This window comes from Bradyrhizobium sp. Arg237L (genome assembly GCF_029990105.1).
GTDB lineage: Bacteria > Pseudomonadota > Alphaproteobacteria > Rhizobiales > Xanthobacteraceae > Bradyrhizobium.
Genome location: NZ_JAQMIL010000081.1, coordinates 15,592 through 35,682, shown reverse-complemented (window position 1 = coordinate 35,682; position 20,091 = coordinate 15,592). Strand labels below are relative to the sequence as shown.

Here is a 20,091-nt window from a genome sequence, read left to right as displayed (position 1 = left end):
GGAGTATCGGACACAGCTCCGCGCCAGACGGAGCATTTACTGATGGGAGAATCGCCTGATGTCGTCCCGCAAGCCAGCCGCCACGAACAGCAAATCTGTCACGGTCAAGGACGCAACGTTCGGACTGCTGCGTGCCTTTGGGATCAGGAAGGTGTTCGGCAATCCCGGCTCGACCGAATTGCCGTTCCTGAGCGACTGGCCCGACGACATCGACTATGTGCTGGGACTGCAGGAATCCTCCGTCGTCGGCATGGCTGACGGCTATGCCCAGGCGACGCGCAACGCCGGCTTCGTCAATCTGCATTCGGCAGCCGGCGTCGGGCACGCGCTCGGCAATGTCTTCAACGCCTACCGCAACCAGACGCCGCTGGTGATCACAGCCGGCCAGCAGGCGCGCTCGATCCTGCCGCTGCAGCCGTTCCTCTATGCCGAGCGCGCCACCGAATTCCCGCAGCCTTATGTGAAATGGGCGGTCGAGCCGGCGCGGCCCGAGGACGTGCCCGGCGCGATCGCGCGCGCCTACTACATCGCGATGCAGCCGCCCTGCGGGCCGACTTTTGTCTCGGTGCCGGTCGACGACTGGAACCGGCCGACGCAGCCGGTCGAGGCGCGCCAGATCAGCCGCGAGATCGGGCCCGATCTGGCGGCGATGAAAGCGCTGGTCGCGGCGCTCGCCGAGAGCAAGCGCCCTGCCCTCGTGGTCGGCCCCGCCGTCGACCGCGCGCAGGCCGTCGATCTCATGGTTGAGGTCGCGGAGAAGACGAAGGCCCTGGTATGGGCGAGCCCGTTCTCGGCGCGCTGCTCGTTCCCTGAGCGGCATCCGCAATTCGCCGGCTTCCTGCACGCTTCCCCCGGTCAGTTGTCGGAGGCGCTGCGCGGGCACGACCTCGTGGTCGTGATCGGCGCGCCGGTGTTCACCTTCCATGTCGAGGGCCACGCCGCGATCTTCGATGGCGCGACCACGCTGTTCCAGATCACCGACGATGCAAACGCGGCTTCGTTCACGCCGGCCGGCAACAGCATCATCGGCACGGTGAAGCCGTCGCTCGCGATGCTGCTCGAACTGTTGCCCGAGACCGGGCGCGCCGTGCCCACGGGCCGCACGCTGCCGCCCGTGCCCGCGGCGAGCGATCCGATTGCCGCCGAGTACCTGATGCATTCGCTTGTCGCCACGATGGGACCGAATGACGTGCTGGTGGAAGAGGCTCCGTCGCATCGCCTAGCGATGCAGAAGTTCATGCCGATGCGCGGGCAGGACAGTTTCTACACCATGGCGAGCGGCGGCCTCGGCTACAGCCTGCCGGCCGCGGTCGGCATGGCGCTCGGCCGCACCAATTGTCGCGTCGTCTGCCTGATCGGCGACGGCTCGGCGATGTATTCGATCCAGGCACTATGGACCGCGGCGCAGCGCAAGCTGCCGATGACTGTGGTGGTGATCAACAATTCAGGCTACGGCGCGATGCGCTCGTTCAGCCAGGTGATGCAGGTGCGCAACGTGCCGGGGCTTGAATTGCCCGATATCGATTTCGTCAGGATCGCCGAAGGCATGGGCTGCCACGCGGTGCGCGTGACGAAAGCCGCGGAGCTTCCGGCTGCGCTGAAACTCGGGCTTTCGCATGACGGCACGAGCCTGGTCGAGGTGGTCGTGGATTCCGCGGTGCCGCTGCTCTATACGCAGAAGAGCTAACGTTTCTCAGCACGAATTCTGCGTCCCCCACAGCACGGCCTGCCGACCCATCTCGTGCGGTCGCACAAGTCAGCTTGGTGTGCTCTCACCGATCAGTTTGAGATCGATCCTGTCGATCAGCTCAGAACGGGCCAACTCCGCGGCGCTGATGGCGGCCGACGTCTGTTGCAACGTACTGACATTCGATCCGAGCGATACGATTCCGCCCAATACCTGGGCTATCGATCCAATGGCAGCGACTTGATTAAGCCCGAACAGGCCGACCACCATGGCGATCAGCAATGCGATACCGCCTGCGATTGCAACCTTCGAAACCAAAATGATCTTTCTGCATCGCTCGGCGACTTCGGCAAGCTGCTCAAGCCGAGCTTCGATCATTGAAATCTCGTCGATGGGCTCGTCTTCAGTCATCGAACTCAAGATCTTAATCCAGAGATCACGAATCTATCAGATTTTCACAAAGCAGACGATCTCCCAGCGCGCAAGCGGGGGAACTTGTCAAAAATGAAGAGAAACTGCAATCCGGAACTGTTGAACCCGGATCGCGTTAATCTTTCCCGCGGGCTGCATTTTGTCTCAGATTTTCACAACCGTTCATGGAGGTGACGATGCGAGCGATCATTGCGTTTGCCTGTCTTGCAATCCTCGCAAAGCCAGCACTCGCCCAACAGCCGCTCGACATCCAGACGCTTGCCGTCGGCCCTTGGACGATAGCGACAACATATAAAGCCGATAAGTTTGAGAACTGCACCATGACGCGATCCAGCGAGGGTCTAGGCATCATGTTCGTACGCAACCAGGAAGGCCTTCTGCTATCTCTCGATTCGCCCAAATGGAGGCTTGAACGGGGTAAAGCTTATTCCGTTCGTCTGTCTGCTGGTTCGCGCTCGGTCGACGCAAAGGCCCTGGCGGAATCGAAATCAGTGACGATCGCGCTAGCCGACGCACCGTTTAACGAACGATTGCGAATCGCCAACGTTCTCGAAGTTCGAGGCGAAGGGATGACTTTTCGTCTGCCGCTAGATGGAAGCGCGGCAGCGCTTGAACGTCTTGATGTGTGTTTCGATAAGAATCTTCGACAAAGTCCGGAATCCAACCCGTTCGTTGCACCCAGCAGAAGGCCTTGAGTTGCGCTGGTTAGTTGCCCTGCATTTTCTCCCTCTATCCGACTCTGCGGGCGGGTGTCGCGCAAACCAGATGGCGTCGCGCACTAATCGGAAAATCTGTCCTGGGAGATGGCGACCCCAGCGCTTTCCCGGAGCCGCTTTCGAGTTATGGCGTCACGATGTTGAACCAAAAATATTGGTTGAGATCGACAAGATAGCCCATGAACTCACCGAACTTCGCCTGGTTACCGGCAAACTTGACCTGCCCGGTCTTGACCGCGTCCTCGAACGACACCTGCTTGGTCAATACCTTGGTCAAAGTGGTACGATCCACGGTTACGGTGACATCGGCCTTGGGATTGGTGTAATCGGGCCAATGGTTGAGCACGGAGTTCTCCAGGAAGAGCGCGTGCTTCTCATTGATGTCAGGGAATATCCAGTCGATCGCAAGCGTCTTGCCGTCCGCCTTCCTGGCATCCAGCTGCACGCCCATGTAACCGAACAATAGCTCAGGCGACATGCTGGCAACGATGTCGGCGCTGGCTGGATTACCTGTCGCCCGTTTCTTGACGCCATGCCGAAGCTCATCGGCGCCTGTCAGATAGAAGCCCCGCCAGGGACCGGATTCCGCCTGATAACCCATCTGTTCCAGGATATCGGCTTGCAGATTCTTCGCCTCCTGATTGTCAGGCTGGGCAAACACCAGGTGGTTCACCAGTTCGGCGCCCCATCGATAGTCGCCCTTCTCGAAGGCCTCGCGTCCGAGCTTCATGACAGCGTCGGGTCCACCCATCGCCGCGACATACTTGCCTGCGACTTCGACCGGTGGCAGCGGGTTCAAGGTCGCGGGGTTGCCGTCGAAATATCCCAGATAAAAATTGTAGACGGCACGCACGTTATGGCTTTGGGTGCCGTAGTAACCTTGGCTCGCCCAGTGATTGGCGAGCGATTGAGGCAACGTCACGAGGCCCGGCAACTCCCTCATGGTGTAACCCATGTTCGCGTAGTGCAGGGTCTGGTCGTGCATGAATTTGTAGGTGTCGCGCTGCACCTTTAGCAGCTGCGTAATTTCGTTATTCCCCCAGGTGGGCCAATGATGCATCGTGATCTGCACGTCATACTGATCACCCCACATCTGAAGGGCCTGGTTCAGGTACATCGGCCACAGCCGCGCGTCCCGTGTCTTGGCGCCGCGCAGCGTATAGAGATTGTGCATCGTGCGCGTGGCATCCTCGGCCGTATTGATCAACTTGAACTTCGGCAGATACCACATCATCTCAGCCGGAGCCTCCGAGCCCGGCGCCAATAGGAACTCGTACTCAATGCCATCGATGACCCGCTTCTCGCCGGTCTTCGTGATCAGATCTGTCGGCGCGATCAGCGTGACTCTGCCGCTCGATGTCGTGACGCCAAGCCCTGCCGTCACTGAGCCCTGCGGTCCGGGCGCAACCAGGTTTCCGTACATATAGGACGCACGGCGTCCCATGGCCTGGCCTGCAAACAGGTTCTCGGCGACGAAGTTCTCGAGAAAACCTTCGGGCGCGAAAATCCTGACCTTGCCCGACTTCACGTCGGCTTCGTCGACGATGCCCCGCACGCCGCCGGCGTGATCGACGTGGGAATGCGAATAGATCACGGCCACGACCGGCTTTCTCGGCCGATTTTGGTAGTAAAGGTCGAGTGCAGCGCGCGCAGTTTCGGCCGATATCAAGGGATCGTATATCGTAATGCCCTGCTCACCCTCGATGATGGTCAGGTTCGACAGGTCCGCGCCACGCACCTGATAGACACCCGGAACCACTTCATAGAGGCCAGCTTCCATCAGAAGCTGCGACATGCGCCAAAGGCTCGGATTGACGGTGTCGGGCGCGGCCGCGCCATCCTTGATGAAACCAGTGAACCTCGAGAGATCCCAAACAATCCTGCCATTCCTGTCCTTGATGACACCGCTATCGGGCAATCGCGCGATCAGGCCACGCTTGGCATTTGCGAAATCCGCGTTGTCTGACCATGGCAATGAGGCCGTGGATTTCTTGTTGAACTCCAGCGTGGATGGCGACGCCGGCTTGGAATCGCTGGAAGTCTGCGCCTGCGCAATCGTAGCCGCTAGCGCCAAGATCAATCCTGCGGCCATGACACGGAAGGCGTACTGGGTGTAGGAGCCCGGCAACGACCGGCAGCTTGAGATGATCGTTTGCGTCAATGTCGCTCTCCTTCGTCCTCCTGCATCGATTGCCATTATCACCAAGGTCGTCAGTCAATGGGCAACGCAGGCGCGCTTCTCCGAATTTTCGGCAGTCTTCGTGTGCTCTTCTATCGGGAGCAGGGAAGCGATCCTATGCAACTTCGGCAATCGGCCAACGATTCGGATCTTGGCCTCCGACGGGCCATAGCCTGTAATCTGCAAGCCTAGCGCGTGATTGGTTGAATCGGCCCGTCCACGCGTTCACCTCTCCCGCCTGCGGGAGAGGTCGGCGCGTAGCGCCGGGTGAGGGCTCTTTCCGCGCAAAGATAATCTCTGTTCTTTTCGCGAAGACACCCTCACCCAGACCCTCTCACCCCGACCCTCTCCCGCAAGCGGGAGAGGGAGCCCAGCAGCGATCGCGGATGCAACTCGACCTGATCTCATCGCGCTCTAGCCGAATATTACTATGCAGTTTGTCCTGCGATCGCATCTCAGCCGACGGCTGGATGTCAAAATGCCGAGCCGGTCTCACTCCAGGATGAAAGTGCGCGGCTCGAACTCCCCCGCCCGCCGGGAGTCCGGCACGTAGACCGCTACGCAGCGTTGGCCCCGAGCGCCGCCCTTTGGCCGAGTAGCCCTGCTTCCACGAGCGCTGCCCGAATACGCGCGATTTCCGCATCCGTTATCTTGACCAAAGGCGGGCGCACCACGGCACGAGGCAGTTTTCCAAGCAGCACCAAAGCTTCCTTCATGCGGTTATGCATATCGACGAAAGGATCGGCGTAGAACACGCGCGCCAATGGATAAATCCGGTCGTTGAGCCGGCGGGCTTCTGCAAGATCGTTGGTCTGCACCGCGCGATAGAGCCTGGCTTGAAGATCGGCGATGACGCTGCCGCTGCCGGACAGCAAGCCATTGCAGCCCAGCACCAGGGAACTCAAGAGCCATGCACTGTTGGTCGACAGCACGTTGATGGAGTGCTTGCGGCCCTGCAAGGCGCGAATCTGGCTCTCGTGCTGCGGCACCAGTGGCGTCCAGTCCTTGATTGCGCGGATCGTAGGCACCTCATCAAACAGTCGCTCCAGCGTCGACGCCGGATAGCCTTGCCCCGTAGCCAGGGGATATTGAAACACGATCAATGGCAGGTCGGACGCATCGCGGATGGTCTTGAAATGGGCCAGCACCATCTCGGCCGATTGGCCAAGCGTGAACGGCGCCGGCGGAAACACCAGCAGCGCCGAAGCTCCGCCGGCCTGTGCCTGCCGCGCGATCCGCGCCGCCTCCAGGCTGCCGTCTGCCCAGACCCCATGGATGATCGGCAAAATGCTGCCGACTTCCTCGCCCGTGATCTCCATAACGCGACGCTGCTCGTCCCTCGTGCAGGAGGCAACCTCCGTGGAGTGCGCATTGATCGTGATCGCTGACAATCCGTCCACCGCCGCGACATCGCGCAAGTGAGCTCGGAAGCTCTGCTCGTCGATCGACAGATCCTCGTGGAACGGCAACAGCACCGCGGGGATCACACCTTGGGGCACGAAATCCGGATACCGGCCCATCTGTCGTCTCCTTCAGGTTCCAACCGCAAGCCTAGCGCTTTCCCCGCTGGATCAGCGAGTCACCCAATCGATTGGCTTGAATCGCCTTCTATCTCGCCCCTTTCGATGGTGAGGGTCACGTCGGCAAACGTCTCAAGCAGCTTCGGATTTGACTCCGTAATCAGCATCGTAATGTCTTTATCCTGCGAACGAAGCCGACGAAGCGCTTCGGCGTATCGCTGCGCGAGAACAGGTGCAAGTCCCTGAAATGGCTCGTCGAGAATAAGGAGCCGGGTACCCAGCATAAGCGCCCGACCGAGCGCGACCATCTTGCCTTGTCCACCCGAGACCGATCCCGCCGGACGCCTGGCAAGCTCTTGCAGTTCCGGCAACACGGAGTAGGCCCGCTCCAGCCTTCGTCGTGTCTCTTGCAGGGAGAGCTTCGCAACGCGACCGGGCAGAAGGATGTTTTCCTCCACGGTAAAGGCTGAAAACAGGCGGCGGTCCTCAGGCGCGTAGCCGACGCCGAGCGATGGCCGGCGGTGCGGCGGAATCGGCCCGAGGTCCTCGCCTCCGAGCCGGATGGCGCCGATCGCTTTGGTGAAGCCCATGATGGTGCGAACGGTCGTGGTCTTGCCGGCACCGTTGCGCCCGATGAGCGCGGCGCTCGCTCCGGGCCTCAGCGCGAATGTGACATTGCGCAGCACCGGCGCATCGGCTATCGCGACGTTGACATTCTCGAAACTCAGCATCGCCGTCATATTCCGATCACCTGCTGCTGGACCTTCGGGTCCGCCAGAACCTCCGCCGGCGTGCCGACCTTCTGGATCTTGCCCACGTTCCACACGGCGACGCGGTGGGCGTAACGCTCCACCATGTCCATGTCGTGCTCGACGAAGACCGACGTGACCTTCTCCTTTGCGAGCGCGGCGGTGAGGATATCCATGATTTCGAGCTTCTCGGATGAGGCGACGCCCGAGGTTGGCTCGTCCATGAGCAAGAGCCTGGGCTTCAGCGCGAGCGCAAGCGCGATATCGACCAGCTTGCGCTGCCCTTCGGGTAGCTCTCGCGCCTTTCGTTCAGCATAAGTCCTGACGCCGACGAGCTCCAGCAGCCGCTCCATTTCGGACGCCTCCGGCAGTCGCGAGAGAGCTTTGAAGCCTGACGGGTATCCCTGCCGCGAGGCGGCCGCGATCAGCATGTTTTCCATAACCGTCTGATCAAGGAAAAGCTGCGGAATCTGGAAGGCGCGAGCAATGCCAAGCTTGGTGATGGTCCGTGGAAGATGCGCAGTAATGTCCTGGCCGAGAAAAGTTACCGTACCGGCCTGCGGCCGGAGATAGCCCGTCGATATATTGAGGAACGTCGTCTTGCCGGCGCCGTTCGGTCCAATGATGGCAAGATTCTCGCCCTCATGGACCTCAAGGTTGATCCCATCAGCGGCGATAACCCCGCCGAACCGAATCTTGATGTCCTTGGCAGAGAGCAAAACGTCGGCCATCAGCGTCCCCCCTTCCCGGACTGACGATACCGTTGCCTGAGACCGATCAGCCCGTTTGGTGCGTAGAGGATGATGACGATCAGCACGACGCCGAGAATGAGCTGCCAGGAATCCGCGAGGTGAGCAGCCGCATAGAACCGAACCCACTCGAACATCGCGGCTCCCGCAAACGCACCGAAAGCATGGGCTCCGCCGCCGAGGATCGCGATGAACACGAACTCGCCCGACTTGGTCCAGAAACCAAACTCCGGCGTGGCGATCTGCTGGATGATTGCCACCAGCGTGCCGCCGATTCCGCCGAGGAATGCAGAGATCACGTACCCAATGAGCAGCACGCGGCGGGCCGACATTCCCAGATACTCGAGCCGGGTCTCGTTCGATTTGATCGCCCGCAGCATGTGCCCGAGCGGGCTCTCGAGGTAGCGTTGCACACCATAGAATGCCGCAGCAGCTATCAAAAGGCTCACGTAAAGAATGACGTACTGGAAGGTTTCCGGCGTGAAGACAAACCCCAGCAAGCCGGGACGCGCCACCCTGATGCCATCAGCACCATTGGTGTAGGGGAACATCTTCTCAAGAAGTGACCACAACACCATCGAGAACGCCAGATTGAGCATTCCGAAGAAGATTTCCCGGTAGCGGACCACGAACAGACCGACAATCAGGCCGAAGACGGTGGAAGATATGCCTCCGAGCACGAGATAAAGCAGGATATCGCCGCCGCCGATATATTTGCCCCAGAAGGCGGACGTGTAGGCGCCAATGGCGAAGAACATCGCGTGTCCGAAAGATACCTGTCCCGCCTGCAGCAACAGGACGATTCCGAGCACGACGATGCCTTTCGCGAGAATAAGCGCGAACAGCGTCGCCCAGCTCGACACGAACAGCGGTGCGACCGCGCTGACCAGAAAGAAGATGACTGCGGCCGTCGTGATCGGCTTGATGCGGCGCGTCATCAGATCTTTCTCACTTGGGTTGCGCCGAACAGTCCGTACGGACGCACCAGAAGCACCAGCACCATCAACAGATAAGGCACGAGGACTTCAAACTCCGGCTGGAGGTAGATGACAAAGGCGCGCGTCAGGCCGATCATGAGCGCGGTGAGAGCGGTGCCCTCGATCTGCCCGAGGCCCGCAGTTGCTGCGACCGCGAAAGAGAGCACGATCATGTCGGCGCCCATCCCGGGCACGAGTGATGTCGTCGGCGAGGCAAGCGCCCCGCCGAGCGCCGCCAAGCTCGCGCCAATGATGAACGTAACGAAATAGACGCGCCTGGCGTCGATACCGATCGACGTGGACGCCTCGCGATCCTCCGTAACCGCCATGATCACTGCACCGGCAAGGGTGTGGCGCAGGAAGTAGCGCAGGCCGAACAGTGTCATCAGCGCCACGCCCGGCAGCAGGATGACCTGGTAGGACGTATAGTTCACGCCGAACACGGTCACGTTCGGCAGCAGCTTCAAAGGCTCGGCCGCGAAGATCGGCTGCACGCCCCAGATCAAACGCTGCAGATTGTCCATGATCATGAAGGCAGCAAACGTGATCAGGAGCTGCAGCACATCGTCCCGTCCGTACAGCGGCCGCAGCAGAAAGCGCTCAATGAAGCCGCCGCAAACGACGCCGATCACGACGGAAGCAGCCAGCAGCGCGGGATAGGTGAGCCATGGCGACAGCGGCGCAACCTTGATGCTGAACGTCGCGGCGAGATAAGCGCCAAAGGCATACAGGGAGCCGTGCGCCACGTTCACTACGCGAAGCACGCCGAAGATCAGGCTGAGCCCGACGGAGACCAAAAACACCAGGGCGGCGTAGCTGATCCCGTCGAGGACGGCCAGTATGGCGAGAGTCGAGTTCATGGAGACCTTCAGGGAAGCCCGTCCCCGGAGAGCCGGAGGACGGGTCATGGAGCACTATTGTTTGAAGGTCGGCACATCCATCTTGGCGAACTCCGGCTTGAGCGTCTTGAGCCACTCGACCGACCGCACACCCGCCGGGTTGGTGATCACCCTGGGGTCGAAGATCATCATGTTATCGAGCAGTTTGAAGTCGTAGCCTGGAAAGGACTTGGTGACACCGACAAGCTGGGCCTCCAGACCCTGATTGTCCTCGGGCCTCAGCGTGACCGGCCTGCCGAAGCCGGTTGCGAACTCTGTGCCGGCGGTCGCATCCACGACTTGCTCCCGCGTCGGCCAGTTGCCGCCGTTCGCCTTGATGGCCTTATCATAGGCCGTTTGCAACGCCTTGAACGCCTGCGCCATGTGATAGACCGGGTAGATCGGCCACGCGCCGGTCTTCGCCTTGAACGCTTCGTTAAAGGCTTTGAAGGCCGGATCGTTCTTCTTTTCCGGATGCAAGAACCAGTGATCCCCGCGTGCACCGACGATCAGGCCCTCCGGTAGATCCTTGCCCAATCGCTGGATTGACGATTCTCCGATGCCCAGCACGAATGTCGACTGCTGCAACAGGCCGCGTTGCCCCGCCTGGCGAACCAGAGTGTCGAGGTCACCGCCCCAGGCGGTCGTGAGCACGACGTCCGGTCGGAGCGCCAGCAGGCGGGAAACCTCGGTGGAATAGTCAGGCGCACCGAACTTCGGGAACAGCTCGGCAACCACCTGGACGTCAGGCTTCATCGCCTTCAACGCGGCGGAGAATATCTCCCAGCTTTCGCGGCCCCAGGCATAGTCCTGATTGACGACAGCGATCGTCTTGAAGTCGGGCTTTGTCTTGAGGAGATAGATGAGCACCGCCAGCATCTCGGGAGTGCCGTTCGCCTGGGTCCGGAAATTGTAGCGGTACTTCTTCACCTCGAGAATGGAGGCAGCGCCGCAATCCCACATGAAGTTCATGACCTTGAGGTCTTCGGCAACCGGGACAAGCTGATTGCAACTGCCCGAGGAGATTGCGGCGAACGTCGCGTCAACCTTGTCGTCCTGCACGATGCGCCGGTAGTTCGAGACCAATGCTTCGCCGCCGGCACCTTCGTCGATGAAGGAAAGTTTGACCGGCACTCCGCCGATTCCACCTTTCTTATTGAGATCCTCCGCGATCATCTCCGCCGCGGCCTTTGCCGGCACGCCGAAAACGGACGCCGGCCCCGACAGGAATGTTGCAATACCGATCTTGATTTCCTGGGGTTTGCCCTGCGCAAGAGCGGCACCTGCAAACATTGCAGTCGCTGCAGCCGCCGCAAGTGCGGTCTTGAAATATTGCATTGGAAGCCCTCCCTGGTCTTTTTCTCGACTTTATGTCTGGCCTGGTGGCCATTTTTCTTGCCGTAACGCTACTATAATTCGCGTCCTTTGCCAGCATTTACTGGCTGACCTCAGCAGCGCTTTTGACCGAGGCGGACCCCCGCGGGTCCGCGGTTGCACCGTTCCTGGAGGCACAGCGGACGCGACCTAAGCGAGCGTCGAGGTCCGCGCTGAAGCATGGCCTCACGCATGATGGCACGAGCCTGGTCGAGGTGATCGTGGATTCCGCGGTGCCGCTGCTCTACACGCAGAAGGGATAGCGGCCCGTAGCCCGGATGGAGCGAAGCGCAATCCGGAGCCGACAGCGCGTACGTTCTTCCCGGATTTCGCTTCGCTCCATCCGGGCTACGCTGTCTCAGGACGCCAAAAACCCTCCATCGGCCGCCAGCACGTGGCCGACCACGTAAGACGCGGCGTCGGAGAGCAGCCAGACCACGGCTTCGGCAACCTCCTCAGGTTTTCCCATCCGCCGAAGCGGCAATCCTGCCGCGACAGCAGACATATCGCCAACGCCCGAGCGGAGCATCATGTCGGTCACCACGCGGCCGGGCGCAATCGCATTGATCGTGACGCCGCGTGGCGCGGCCTCCATCGCCGCCGAGCGCATCAGCGAGATCGCCGCCGCCTTCGAAGCACAATAGAGCGAAAGCCCTGCATTTGGATTGCGGATGCCGCTCACCGACGTGTTGACGACGATCCGGCCCGCGCCTTGCGCGAACATGACCGGGATCTGGTGGCGCAGGCATAAGAAGACCGAGCGGACATTGGCGTCGAATACCTCGTTGTAGACGGCGCTGCGCTGTTCCTCGATGCCCGCGCGACGCTCCTGGAAACCAGCATTGTTGAACGCCGCATCCAGCCTGCCGTATTGGTCGACCGCAGTCCGGACCAGTCGCTCGACCTCCTGCTCCTGCGTCACGTCCGTCCTGACCGCCAGAGCCTGTGCGCCGAGCGCTTGGCATTCGGCCGCTGCGGATTCGATTTCGGCTTCGCGCCTGCCGGCGATCAGGATCGCTGCCGCTCCTTCTTCGGCCATTTTTAGCGCGGTGGCCCGACCAATGCCGGTGCCGCCGCCTGTGACCAGGCAGACCTTGTCCTTCATTCGGTTCGCGACGGCATTCAAACCGCCGGTTGCTGCCTCGCTCATCGGGCCGGACTCCGTTGTCTCGCTAATAGTTGTATGATACAACTATCTAGCCGGAGTCAAGCCATGCCTTTCCAAGACCTGTCCCTCATCGATGATATCCGCGCGGCCTCGCGGCTGATGGTGCGCGAGCTTGGCTTCATGGAGCAGACGGTGGCCGCGACCGACTATCCACCGTCGGCCGTCCACACGATCCTGGAGATCGGCACAAGCGGTCCCCTGACCTCGGCCGAACTGTCCGACATCCTCCATCTGGAGAAATCGAGCGTCAGCCGCATGGTGCGCAAGCTGATCGAGTGCGGCGAGCTGAAGGAAACCGTCGACGCCGACGATGCGCGCATCAAGCCGCTATCACTAACGGCGAAGGGACGGCGCACGCTCTCTGCCCTGCATGATTTCGGCCGGCGGCAAGTTTCCGGCGCACTCGCGCGTCTCAGCGAGGCCGAGCGAAGGGTCGTGCGCGATGGGCTTATGATCTACGCACGCGCGCTTAAGGCCAGCCGCGACGACGACGCTGAATTGAAGCTGCGCAACGGACAGAGCCAGGACATTTGAATCATATCCAACCCGATGCGTTCAATAAGGCAAATCGGATAACCGGCAGTTCCGAGATTGCTCTCCAAGCAGACGACGCGCACATGCCGAAATCGACGCAAATGACCCATTCCGGACTCCGAAAGGCATTCTGGAAATGCTAGGTTCGATCTCCCCTCACTAGGCGTCGACGTACTAGCGAGCGAACAGCTGGAGGGTTCTATGGGACTATTAGGACGGGTGCCGGCCTTGACCTTGATCGCTGTTATCGCGCTGAGCGTAACCAGCGACAAGTTTGCTAAAGCTCAGCAGCCAACCATAAAGCGCACTGATCTTCTCAAGACAGACCTAGCTGGTATGGAAGGCAAGGAAATGAATATTTGGACGGCTGCCCTCACGCCGGGAGCGCAAACTGGAAAACACCACCACCCGACACCCCGGTTCGTAGTTGTGCTCGAAGGTTCCGTGGTGGTGGAGATGGAAGGTAAGCCGCCACAGATCTTCAAGGCCGGTCAAGCATTCCAAGAACCGCCTGACGTCGTACATAACTTCAGGAATGCGAGCACGACGGAGCCGGCCAAAGCTATTGGAATCCAGTATGCTGGAAAGGGGCAACCTCTACAGGTCGATGATCATTAGTGTTTGTCCTTGTCAGGGTCACGAGCACGACTGCTGTGTCAATTCGTCGATGGTGGTCCGGTCCTGGCCCCAAGCCGAACACCACGTAGACCGTCGTTACGTCTGTTGTCTGCGTTAGACCGCACAATGCCAGACGCGTGTCTCGATCGCCTCTTGTGACTCGCAGGGAAATCCATCCCGTGGCGGTGAACGGCTCTCCGCCCGAAGCCGTGCGGTCAAAAGCGTTTCTCGGCGAGAATACGCGCGGCGTGTTGAAGCCTGTCAACGGAGCGCTCGGTGTCGGTCAGGGCGCAACAGCTCACCAAGGTGTCGATAATAGCGAGCTGAGCTACGCGGCTGCTCATAGCCTCGGGCCGATATCTGGTTTCATTTGCGACAGTATAGAGCAGCACGTCGCAATGGGCCGCGAGAGGCGACTTGCCGAGCCGCGTAATGCCGATTGTCCGGGCGCCGGCTTCCCGCGCCAATCGGGTCGCGAGCACCGTCTCGACCGTGCTGCCGGAGTGAGACACCGTGACGGTCGTGACTGTCGGGCCGGTCATGCCAGCGCTGACGGCCTGGACATGAGAATCGACGACTGCGCTCGCTGCGAGCCCCAGTTGCAGCAAGCGATAGGAGAGGTCCTGCGCAATCGGCGCCGAACTTCCTATGCCGTAAATCTCGATCCGCTGCGCTTCTCTCAACAAGCTTGCCGCCTTCGCCAGCGATTCCATCGAGAGCAGGCGGCGTGTCTCGTGGAGCGAAGCGGCGTGAGCGGCAAAGATGTGATCCGTGACGGTCGCCGGATCATCGCCCCGATGCAGATCCTCCTGAATCAGACGAACCGGCTCGATCAGATCCCGCGCCAGAAGAATCTTGAGCTCCTGGAACCCGCGAACGCCCACCCGGCCGCAAAAGGAAACGATCGTGCCTTCGCTCACGCCACATGTCTCGGCAACTTCGGTGATCGACATGTGAATGAAAGACTCCGGCTGCGCGATAATCAGCTCGGCGATTTGTTTGGCTTTCGGAGGAAGATCAGACTGCAATTCACGAACGCGAGATAGAATACCGCTCACGGACGGCCCTGCATTGAAGTTCGAGCGTGTCACCCGCGTCCTCGCGAACAACGTGGGAATTCATTTGGTGGATCGCGGAAGGTTACCGCGATTCCCTTTGCGCAGAGCTTCAATTCTCGTGGGCCGCCGGGATAAGCCGGCGACGATGATGGCCCATGTGTCATTTGTGTCATTTCCGGCCCGTTCTCCCGTCTCTCGGTGCTCAATCACGTATACTGAGAAAAGCTCACAAAAAATTCTATTGGAAATAAATTATTCACAGCGACGTCAAGTCGCACTGCTATTGCCGACCGGCTTGCTTGCGCAGTGAGCCAAGCCTGCGCTGCAGGCCGTCGTTCGTTTCTTCAACTGTTCAACCAAAGGTAGATAAGAAATGACAACACGTCGCGACTTTCTGGCGGGCGCCACGGCGGCGGCTGCCTTTACCAGCATCAACCGGGCGCTGGCCATTCCGGCGCGGCGCCGGACCGGCACCATCATGGACGTCAAGCACATCGTGATCCTGATGCAGGAGAACCGCTCGTTCGACCACTATTTCGGTACGCTGCGCGGCGCGCGCGGCTTCGGCGACCGCTTCCCTATTCCGCTCGAAAGCGGCAAGCCGGTGTGGTTCCAGTCCGACGGCACACGTGAGGTCCCGCCCTACCATCGCGACTCCGCGACCAGCAACGCGCTGGTCGGGTACGGCACGCCGCATTCGTTTGGCGACAGTCAGGCAGCGTGGAACCAGGGCAAGATGGGCTTCTGGGCCAAGTACAAAACCCCGTACGCGATGGGCTATTTCGGCCGCGAGGACATCCCTTTCCAGTTCGCGCTAGCCGAGGCCTTCACGCTGTGCGACGCCTACCACGCCTCCATCACCACCGGCACCGACCCCAACCGGATCGTGTTCTGGTCGGGCTCCAACTTCAATCCCGCGCTGCGCGCGCAGGGTATCAACTGCACGACGAACGATTCCGAGCCCAACAACAACCGCTGCTGGCCCAACCCTTCCAAATGGGTGGACGGCCTGCCTCAACCGCAGCCGAACTATCGCTATGTCGGCAGCGACTTCGGCTGGCCTACCCTCCCCGACCTGCTGCAGCGCGCTGGCGTAAGCTGGCATGTCTACCAGGACATGAACGACAACTGGACCGGGGCGATGCACGGCTGTCTGGCGTTCGCCAGCTTCCGCCACGCCCAGCCGGGTGATCCCAACTATGTGCACGGCCTGACCGGTGGTCCGGATTATCTGGACAGGTTGAAGGCCGATGTGATGAGCGGCAACCTGCCGCAGGTATCGTGGATCTTGCCGACGCAGAGCAATTCCGAGCATCCCGGCGGCGGGAGCCCGACCCGCGCCGGCAATTTCACCGACCAGGTGCTGGAAGCACTGACCGCCAACCCCGAGGTCTGGAGCCAGACCGTCTTCTTCCTGACTTTCGACGAGAACGACGGCTTCTTCGATCACCTGCCGGCACCGGCGGTGCCGTCTTATGACAACGACGGCAACCTGATGGGCAAGGCCACGATGCCGCTCGCGGGTGAATATTTCTCCAACACGGTCGGCAATGTGCTGAGCAGCGACGACAAGATCAGCGGCAACATCCGTCCCTGGGGTCTCAGTGCGCGCGTGCCGATGTACGTCGTGTCGCCGTGGAGCAAGGGCGGCTGGGTCGATTCGCAGGTCTTCGACCACACCTCGGTGGGCCGATTCCTCGAGAAGCGCTTCGGCATCAAGGTGGACTCCATCAGCCCGTGGCATCGCGCCATTTCGGGCGACCTCACCACGGCCTTCGACTTCGCGAGCCCCAACGATCCCCGCTTCCCGGAGCTGCCCGACCAGAGCAATTGGCAAGCATCGGATGCGCACCAGAAGACATTGCCGGCCCCCACCGCGCCGACGACGCCGCAGCCGCTGTTTCAGGAGACCGGCGTGCGCTTCTCGCGCGCGCTTCCCTACATTCTGCACGCCAGCGCGCAGGTCGATGCTGGCAAGAGCAAGGTCAGGCTCCTGTTCGCCAACACCGGCTTTGCCGGCGCCGTGTTCCACGTCTACGACAAGATGCACCTCGATCGCATTCCGCGGCGCTACACCGTCGAGGCGGGCCAGATGCTGGACGACGAATGGGCAGTCGGAGACGACGGCCTTTATGATCTGTGGGTGCTCGCCCCCAATGGCTTCCACCGCCACTTCAAGGGCGACATCTCTACGATGCGGCACAAGAATGAGCCGAATCCGGAAATCTTCGTTGGCTACAACGTCCACGACGGCGGTGTGCACCTGCAGTTCCGCAACGACGGCAACGGCCACCTGCGCTTCACGGTGAAGTCCAACAAGATCTATGGACCGCTGTTGGCCGTCAGCGCCTCGGTTGCCGCCGCGATGCAGCCGGAGCCTCCGGGCTTCGGTCCGCGTCCCAGCTTCCGTCCTGTGGGCTTCGGCCCGGTGCCTGGTTTCCGGCAGGCTCCCGACTTCTGTGCGCCCGGCTTCGGCTTCAATCCACCGGTCTTCTTCCCCGGACCCGACTTCGGCGGCGGTCCGCGCACGTCGTGGGATGTCAAAGTGTCCGCTTCTGGCCACCCCGGTGAACTGTACTGGAATCTGCGCACCACCGGCCTGTGGTATGACTTCATCATCACCAGCGACTCGGGCAGCGGCTTCTATCGGCGCGTCGCCGGCCATGTGGAAACCGGCCGCGGTTCGGTGAGCGATCCAGGCATGGGCGCGGCCGACCGGTTCTGAAAAAGGTGACGCAATCACCACAGCGGTTTGGAGGCGCCTTCGGGCGCCTCTTCAATTTCATCCTCACCTTGTATCAAGCTTCACTGGCCTTGAGCGTCTCAGCGAGACCGAACGAAGGACCGCAGGCGTGGTGCCGAGCATGCGTCGAAACATCAAAGCGGACTATCAAGCGGCGTCACGTGTTAGCTAGCACAACCTCCACTCCTCACAGCGTCAAAGCGTCGCAATGCTGGACGATGAGTTGTCAGTGTCCGCTGATTAGAGAGATTTCAGTGTTGGCTTACCAGAGTGGTCAGAGATTGGACTCACAAACTCTTACGCGCATGCATCAATAGATTCTAAATCGCCTTCGTTGCCTTCGCACCTCCGATTTCCTAGTCGGACATCGACTAAGTGAATTGGGGGCCTTTGTTGAGCAATTTCGAGAATTATAAGAACCGCTTGTATGTTGGCGTGGCGACGGGCGTTGTTACGTTATGCCTGAGCGGTGTGAGCTCTTCTCAGAGCAGGGCGCAGAGCGCGCAGCCGCACGTGTTGCCTCCGGTGTCCATCGATCAGCCTCAAAGAGCGCGAGTGACGCGCACCGTTCGGACTCGCGGCTCGGCTCAGCACTCTGCCCGCGTCGCATCCCGGCAGCGGACCGAACAGCCTCCTGCGCCGGCAGCGCCGGCCAGCACGATGGGATCGACCCGCACGATCGGAGCTCCGGCGCCAGCCTATGCTGGCGGCCAGTTGGCGCAGGGTGGAACGCTCGGCCTGCTCGGAAGCACGAACGTCATGAATGTACCGTTCAGCACGGTCAATTATACCTCTCAACTGATCGAGAATCAGCAGGCGCGAACGGCGGCGGATACGCTGATCAACGACTCTTCGGTCCGACTTACCACGGGCAGTAACGGATTCGACGACACGTTCCAGATCCGCGGCTTCTCCGTTCCTTCAGGTGACGTCGGTTTCAACGGTCTCTACGGCCTGGTGTCTTCCAGTCGCGTGCCCGCCGAGATCATCGAGCGGATAGAGCTGCTCAAGGGGCCTGGAGCGCTCATCAACGGCATGGCCCCTGGCGGCAGCGTCGGCGGCGGCGTCAACATCGTCAGCAAACGCGCGCTTGAGGTACCTTTCACACGTTTGACGCCGATCTTCATGAGCGCCGGCAACTACGGTCTCCACCTGGAGACCAGCCGCCGCTTCGGTGAAAACAAGGAGTGGGGCGTTCGGTTCAACGGGGTGGGGCGCAATGGCGAAGCCTCGATCGACGGCGGAAACTGGCGGACCGGTCTCGGTGCGTTGTCGCTCGACTATCGCGGGGAGCGCCTGCGTTGGACGCTCGATGCCATTTCACAGAACGACGACACCAAGAACTTCCGTCCGCAGATGACCATTCAGGGCAACGTGCCCTTCATTCCTGCCCCGCCCGACGCGCGCAGCAACTGGTACCCGGACACAATGCTCCGTCAGCGCGACAACACCATCGCCTCGGGCATCGAATACGATCTGACCGAATCGCTGACGGCCTATGCAGGAATCGGCTATCGCGAGGGCGAGAACTACCAGACGTTCCCTGATTCCCGTGTCACGGGATTTCCCGGCGGTATAGACGCTCTCGGCAATTTCAGGCTCATCAACGCGTATTATGACTCCTACAGTAAGACGACGAGCGGCAACGCAGGCATACGGTCGCGTTTCGAAGTAGGACCCGTCGGTCATGCGATCAATTTCGCTTTCACCGGCTATTACCAGGAGAACGGCAACGCTTACGTTTCCAATACGCCGGCTCAGTCAGTCCCATCGAATATCTACAATCCATCCCCCCTTCCTGTGATCACTGGCGCGCGCACACCGCCGCGGTTAGCCAACGAGATAACGCTCAGGAGCGTTGCGATCGCCGACACAATGTCATTCCTGAATGATGCGGTCCTGGTGACCGTCGGTACTCGTCACCAGAGAGTGGAACAGGACGCCTTCAGCACCACCACCGGTCTCCCGACAAGTAACTACGGAGCAGAAGCGCTGACGCCACTTGCCGGCGTGGTGGTCAAGCCTTGGCATAATGTTTCGCTCTACGCGAACTACGCTGAAGGACTGAGTCAGGGCACCATCGTCGGTCCCGGCTACAGCAACACCGGTACTGTGCTCGCCCCATTCAAGTCGAAGCAGCAGGAAGCTGGCATCAAGGTGGACTGGGGTACCATCACGACGACTGCGGCGGTGTTCCAGATTACGCGACCCAGCCAGATCCGGACCGCATCCAACGCATTGGCCTATGACGGCGAACAGCGCAACCGCGGCGTGGAGCTGTCCGCTTATGGCCTGTTGCTGCCTCGCCTGCGCGGTATGGCCAGCGCAACCTTCCTGCGTCCGGAGCTGACCAACCCGACCAATCCTTTGGAGCGCGGCAACGACGCCCAAGGCGTGCCGGACAAGACATTCTCCGCCAGCCTCGACTGGGATACTCCCTGGATCCCGGGCCTCTCGCTCAACGGGCGGGTGATCTATACGTCGGGCGCCTATCTCACCAGCGCCAATCTCCTGCGGTTCCCCGATTGGACTCGTGTCGACATCGGCGCGCGTTACGCGACTTCGATCGACGGCCGGCCCGTCACGATACGCGCCAACATCGAAAACGTGACCGGCGAGAACTACTGGCTCACCACCGGTACATTCGTGACGGTTGCGTCGCCTCGAACCTACATCGTATCCGCTTCATTCGACTTCTAGGGTGCTTGT

The 20,091-nt window shown here is 60.8% G+C and carries 16 protein-coding genes; 6 read left to right on the top strand and 10 right to left on the bottom strand.

Annotated features, from left to right (window positions below):
• Nucleotides 1-58: 58 nt before the first annotated feature.
• Nucleotides 59-1,687, top strand: coding sequence for a benzoylformate decarboxylase (gene mdlC / locus OZ411_RS35595; protein WP_282531674.1), 1,629 nt, complete (start codon nucleotides 59-61; stop codon nucleotides 1,685-1,687).
• Nucleotides 1,688-1,756: 69 nt separating this feature from the next.
• Here mdlC and OZ411_RS35590 read toward each other — a convergent pair whose 3' ends face one another.
• A complete protein-coding gene (locus OZ411_RS35590) occupies nucleotides 1,757-2,098 on the bottom strand; it encodes a hypothetical protein (protein ID WP_282531673.1) in 342 nt (113 codons plus the stop codon).
• A 197-nt stretch (nucleotides 2,099-2,295) separates the two neighbouring features.
• On the opposite strand from OZ411_RS35590, the gene OZ411_RS35585 reads away from it, so the two are divergent.
• Nucleotides 2,296-2,814, top strand: coding sequence for a hypothetical protein (locus OZ411_RS35585; protein WP_282531672.1), 519 nt, complete (start codon nucleotides 2,296-2,298; stop codon nucleotides 2,812-2,814).
• Between the two features lie 145 nt (nucleotides 2,815-2,959).
• Here the strand turns inward: OZ411_RS35585 and OZ411_RS35580 are convergent, their stop codons facing one another.
• The 8 genes from OZ411_RS35580 to OZ411_RS35545 all read right to left on the bottom strand — a co-directional run bounded on the left by OZ411_RS35580 (nucleotide 2,960) and on the right by OZ411_RS35545 (nucleotide 12,411).
• Nucleotides 2,960-4,996: an alkyl sulfatase dimerization domain-containing protein gene (locus OZ411_RS35580; RefSeq protein ID WP_282531671.1), complete on the bottom strand. Its 2,037-nt coding sequence runs from the start codon at nucleotides 4,994-4,996 to the stop codon at nucleotides 2,960-2,962.
• A 575-nt stretch (nucleotides 4,997-5,571) separates the two neighbouring features.
• Nucleotides 5,572-6,534 carry a dihydrodipicolinate synthase family protein gene (locus tag OZ411_RS35575; RefSeq protein ID WP_282531670.1) on the bottom strand — a complete coding sequence of 321 codons (963 nt, stop codon included), beginning with the start codon at nucleotides 6,532-6,534 and terminating at the stop codon, nucleotides 5,572-5,574.
• 59 nt (nucleotides 6,535-6,593) lie between these two features.
• The gene (locus OZ411_RS35570; protein WP_282531669.1) at nucleotides 6,594-7,274 is read right to left on the bottom strand and encodes an ATP-binding cassette domain-containing protein; all 681 of its coding nucleotides are present in this window, start codon (nucleotides 7,272-7,274) and stop codon (nucleotides 6,594-6,596) included.
• Nucleotides 7,271-8,014, bottom strand: a complete 744-nt coding sequence (locus tag OZ411_RS35565; protein WP_282531668.1) for an ABC transporter ATP-binding protein — start codon at nucleotides 8,012-8,014, stop codon at nucleotides 7,271-7,273. Before OZ411_RS35565 ends, OZ411_RS35570 begins: the two co-directional genes overlap by 4 nt.
• Entirely contained in the window at nucleotides 8,014-8,970 is a 957-nt protein-coding gene (locus OZ411_RS35560; protein WP_282531667.1) for a branched-chain amino acid ABC transporter permease, read from the bottom strand. The genes OZ411_RS35565 and OZ411_RS35560 overlap by 1 nt, the downstream gene beginning before the upstream one ends.
• Entirely contained in the window at nucleotides 8,970-9,869 is a 900-nt protein-coding gene (locus tag OZ411_RS35555) for a branched-chain amino acid ABC transporter permease (protein ID WP_130579285.1), read from the bottom strand. The genes OZ411_RS35560 and OZ411_RS35555 overlap by 1 nt, the downstream gene beginning before the upstream one ends.
• A 54-nt stretch (nucleotides 9,870-9,923) precedes the next feature.
• Entirely contained in the window at nucleotides 9,924-11,225 is a 1,302-nt protein-coding gene (locus OZ411_RS35550) for an ABC transporter substrate-binding protein (RefSeq protein WP_282531666.1), read from the bottom strand.
• A gap of 394 nt (nucleotides 11,226-11,619) precedes the next feature.
• Entirely contained in the window at nucleotides 11,620-12,411 is a 792-nt protein-coding gene (locus OZ411_RS35545) for an SDR family oxidoreductase (RefSeq protein WP_282531665.1), read from the bottom strand.
• Between the two features lie 63 nt (nucleotides 12,412-12,474).
• Here OZ411_RS35545 and OZ411_RS35540 point away from each other — a divergent pair, with 63 nt between their 5' ends.
• Together OZ411_RS35540 and OZ411_RS35535 are read left to right on the top strand one after the other, a co-directional pair.
• Nucleotides 12,475-12,963, top strand: coding sequence for a MarR family winged helix-turn-helix transcriptional regulator (locus tag OZ411_RS35540; protein ID WP_282531664.1), 489 nt, complete (start codon nucleotides 12,475-12,477; stop codon nucleotides 12,961-12,963).
• A 228-nt stretch (nucleotides 12,964-13,191) separates the two neighbouring features.
• Nucleotides 13,192-13,581, top strand: coding sequence for a cupin domain-containing protein (locus OZ411_RS35535; protein ID WP_165421134.1), 390 nt, complete (start codon nucleotides 13,192-13,194; stop codon nucleotides 13,579-13,581).
• Nucleotides 13,582-13,796: 215 nt separating this feature from the next.
• Here the strand turns inward: OZ411_RS35535 and OZ411_RS35530 are convergent, their stop codons facing one another.
• Nucleotides 13,797-14,639, bottom strand: a complete 843-nt coding sequence (locus OZ411_RS35530; RefSeq protein WP_282531663.1) for a MurR/RpiR family transcriptional regulator — start codon at nucleotides 14,637-14,639, stop codon at nucleotides 13,797-13,799.
• A gap of 373 nt (nucleotides 14,640-15,012) precedes the next feature.
• Between OZ411_RS35530 and OZ411_RS35525 the strand changes: the two genes are divergently transcribed.
• Both OZ411_RS35525 and OZ411_RS35520 read left to right on the top strand, forming a co-directional pair.
• Entirely contained in the window at nucleotides 15,013-17,364 is a 2,352-nt protein-coding gene (locus tag OZ411_RS35525) for a phospholipase C, phosphocholine-specific (protein ID WP_282531662.1), read from the top strand.
• Nucleotides 17,365-17,775: 411 nt separating this feature from the next.
• Complete coding sequence (locus tag OZ411_RS35520; protein ID WP_282531661.1) at nucleotides 17,776-20,082, top strand: TonB-dependent siderophore receptor; 2,307 nt, start codon at nucleotides 17,776-17,778, stop codon at nucleotides 20,080-20,082.
• The last annotated feature ends 9 nt before the right edge of the window (nucleotides 20,083-20,091 follow it).

Bases quoted from the DNA above. Each gene is read 5' to 3' on its own strand.
- mdlC (WP_282531674.1), top strand. From the start codon at position 59: ATGTCGTCCCGCAAGCCAGCCGCCACGAACAGCAAATCTGTCACGGTC.
- OZ411_RS35590 (WP_282531673.1), bottom strand. From the start codon at position 2,098: ATGACTGAAGACGAGCCCATCGACGAGATTTCAATGATCGAAGCTCGG.
- OZ411_RS35585 (WP_282531672.1), top strand. From the start codon at position 2,296: ATGCGAGCGATCATTGCGTTTGCCTGTCTTGCAATCCTCGCAAAGCCA.
- OZ411_RS35575 (WP_282531670.1), bottom strand. From the start codon at position 6,534: ATGGGCCGGTATCCGGATTTCGTGCCCCAAGGTGTGATCCCCGCGGTG.
- OZ411_RS35570 (WP_282531669.1), bottom strand. From the start codon at position 7,274: ATGACGGCGATGCTGAGTTTCGAGAATGTCAACGTCGCGATAGCCGAT.
- OZ411_RS35565 (WP_282531668.1), bottom strand. From the start codon at position 8,014: ATGGCCGACGTTTTGCTCTCTGCCAAGGACATCAAGATTCGGTTCGGC.
- OZ411_RS35560 (WP_282531667.1), bottom strand. From the start codon at position 8,970: ATGACGCGCCGCATCAAGCCGATCACGACGGCCGCAGTCATCTTCTTT.
- OZ411_RS35555 (WP_130579285.1), bottom strand. From the start codon at position 9,869: ATGAACTCGACTCTCGCCATACTGGCCGTCCTCGACGGGATCAGCTAC.
- OZ411_RS35550 (WP_282531666.1), bottom strand. From the start codon at position 11,225: ATGCAATATTTCAAGACCGCACTTGCGGCGGCTGCAGCGACTGCAATG.
- OZ411_RS35545 (WP_282531665.1), bottom strand. From the start codon at position 12,411: ATGAGCGAGGCAGCAACCGGCGGTTTGAATGCCGTCGCGAACCGAATG.
- OZ411_RS35540 (WP_282531664.1), top strand. From the start codon at position 12,475: ATGCCTTTCCAAGACCTGTCCCTCATCGATGATATCCGCGCGGCCTCG.
- OZ411_RS35525 (WP_282531662.1), top strand. From the start codon at position 15,013: ATGACAACACGTCGCGACTTTCTGGCGGGCGCCACGGCGGCGGCTGCC.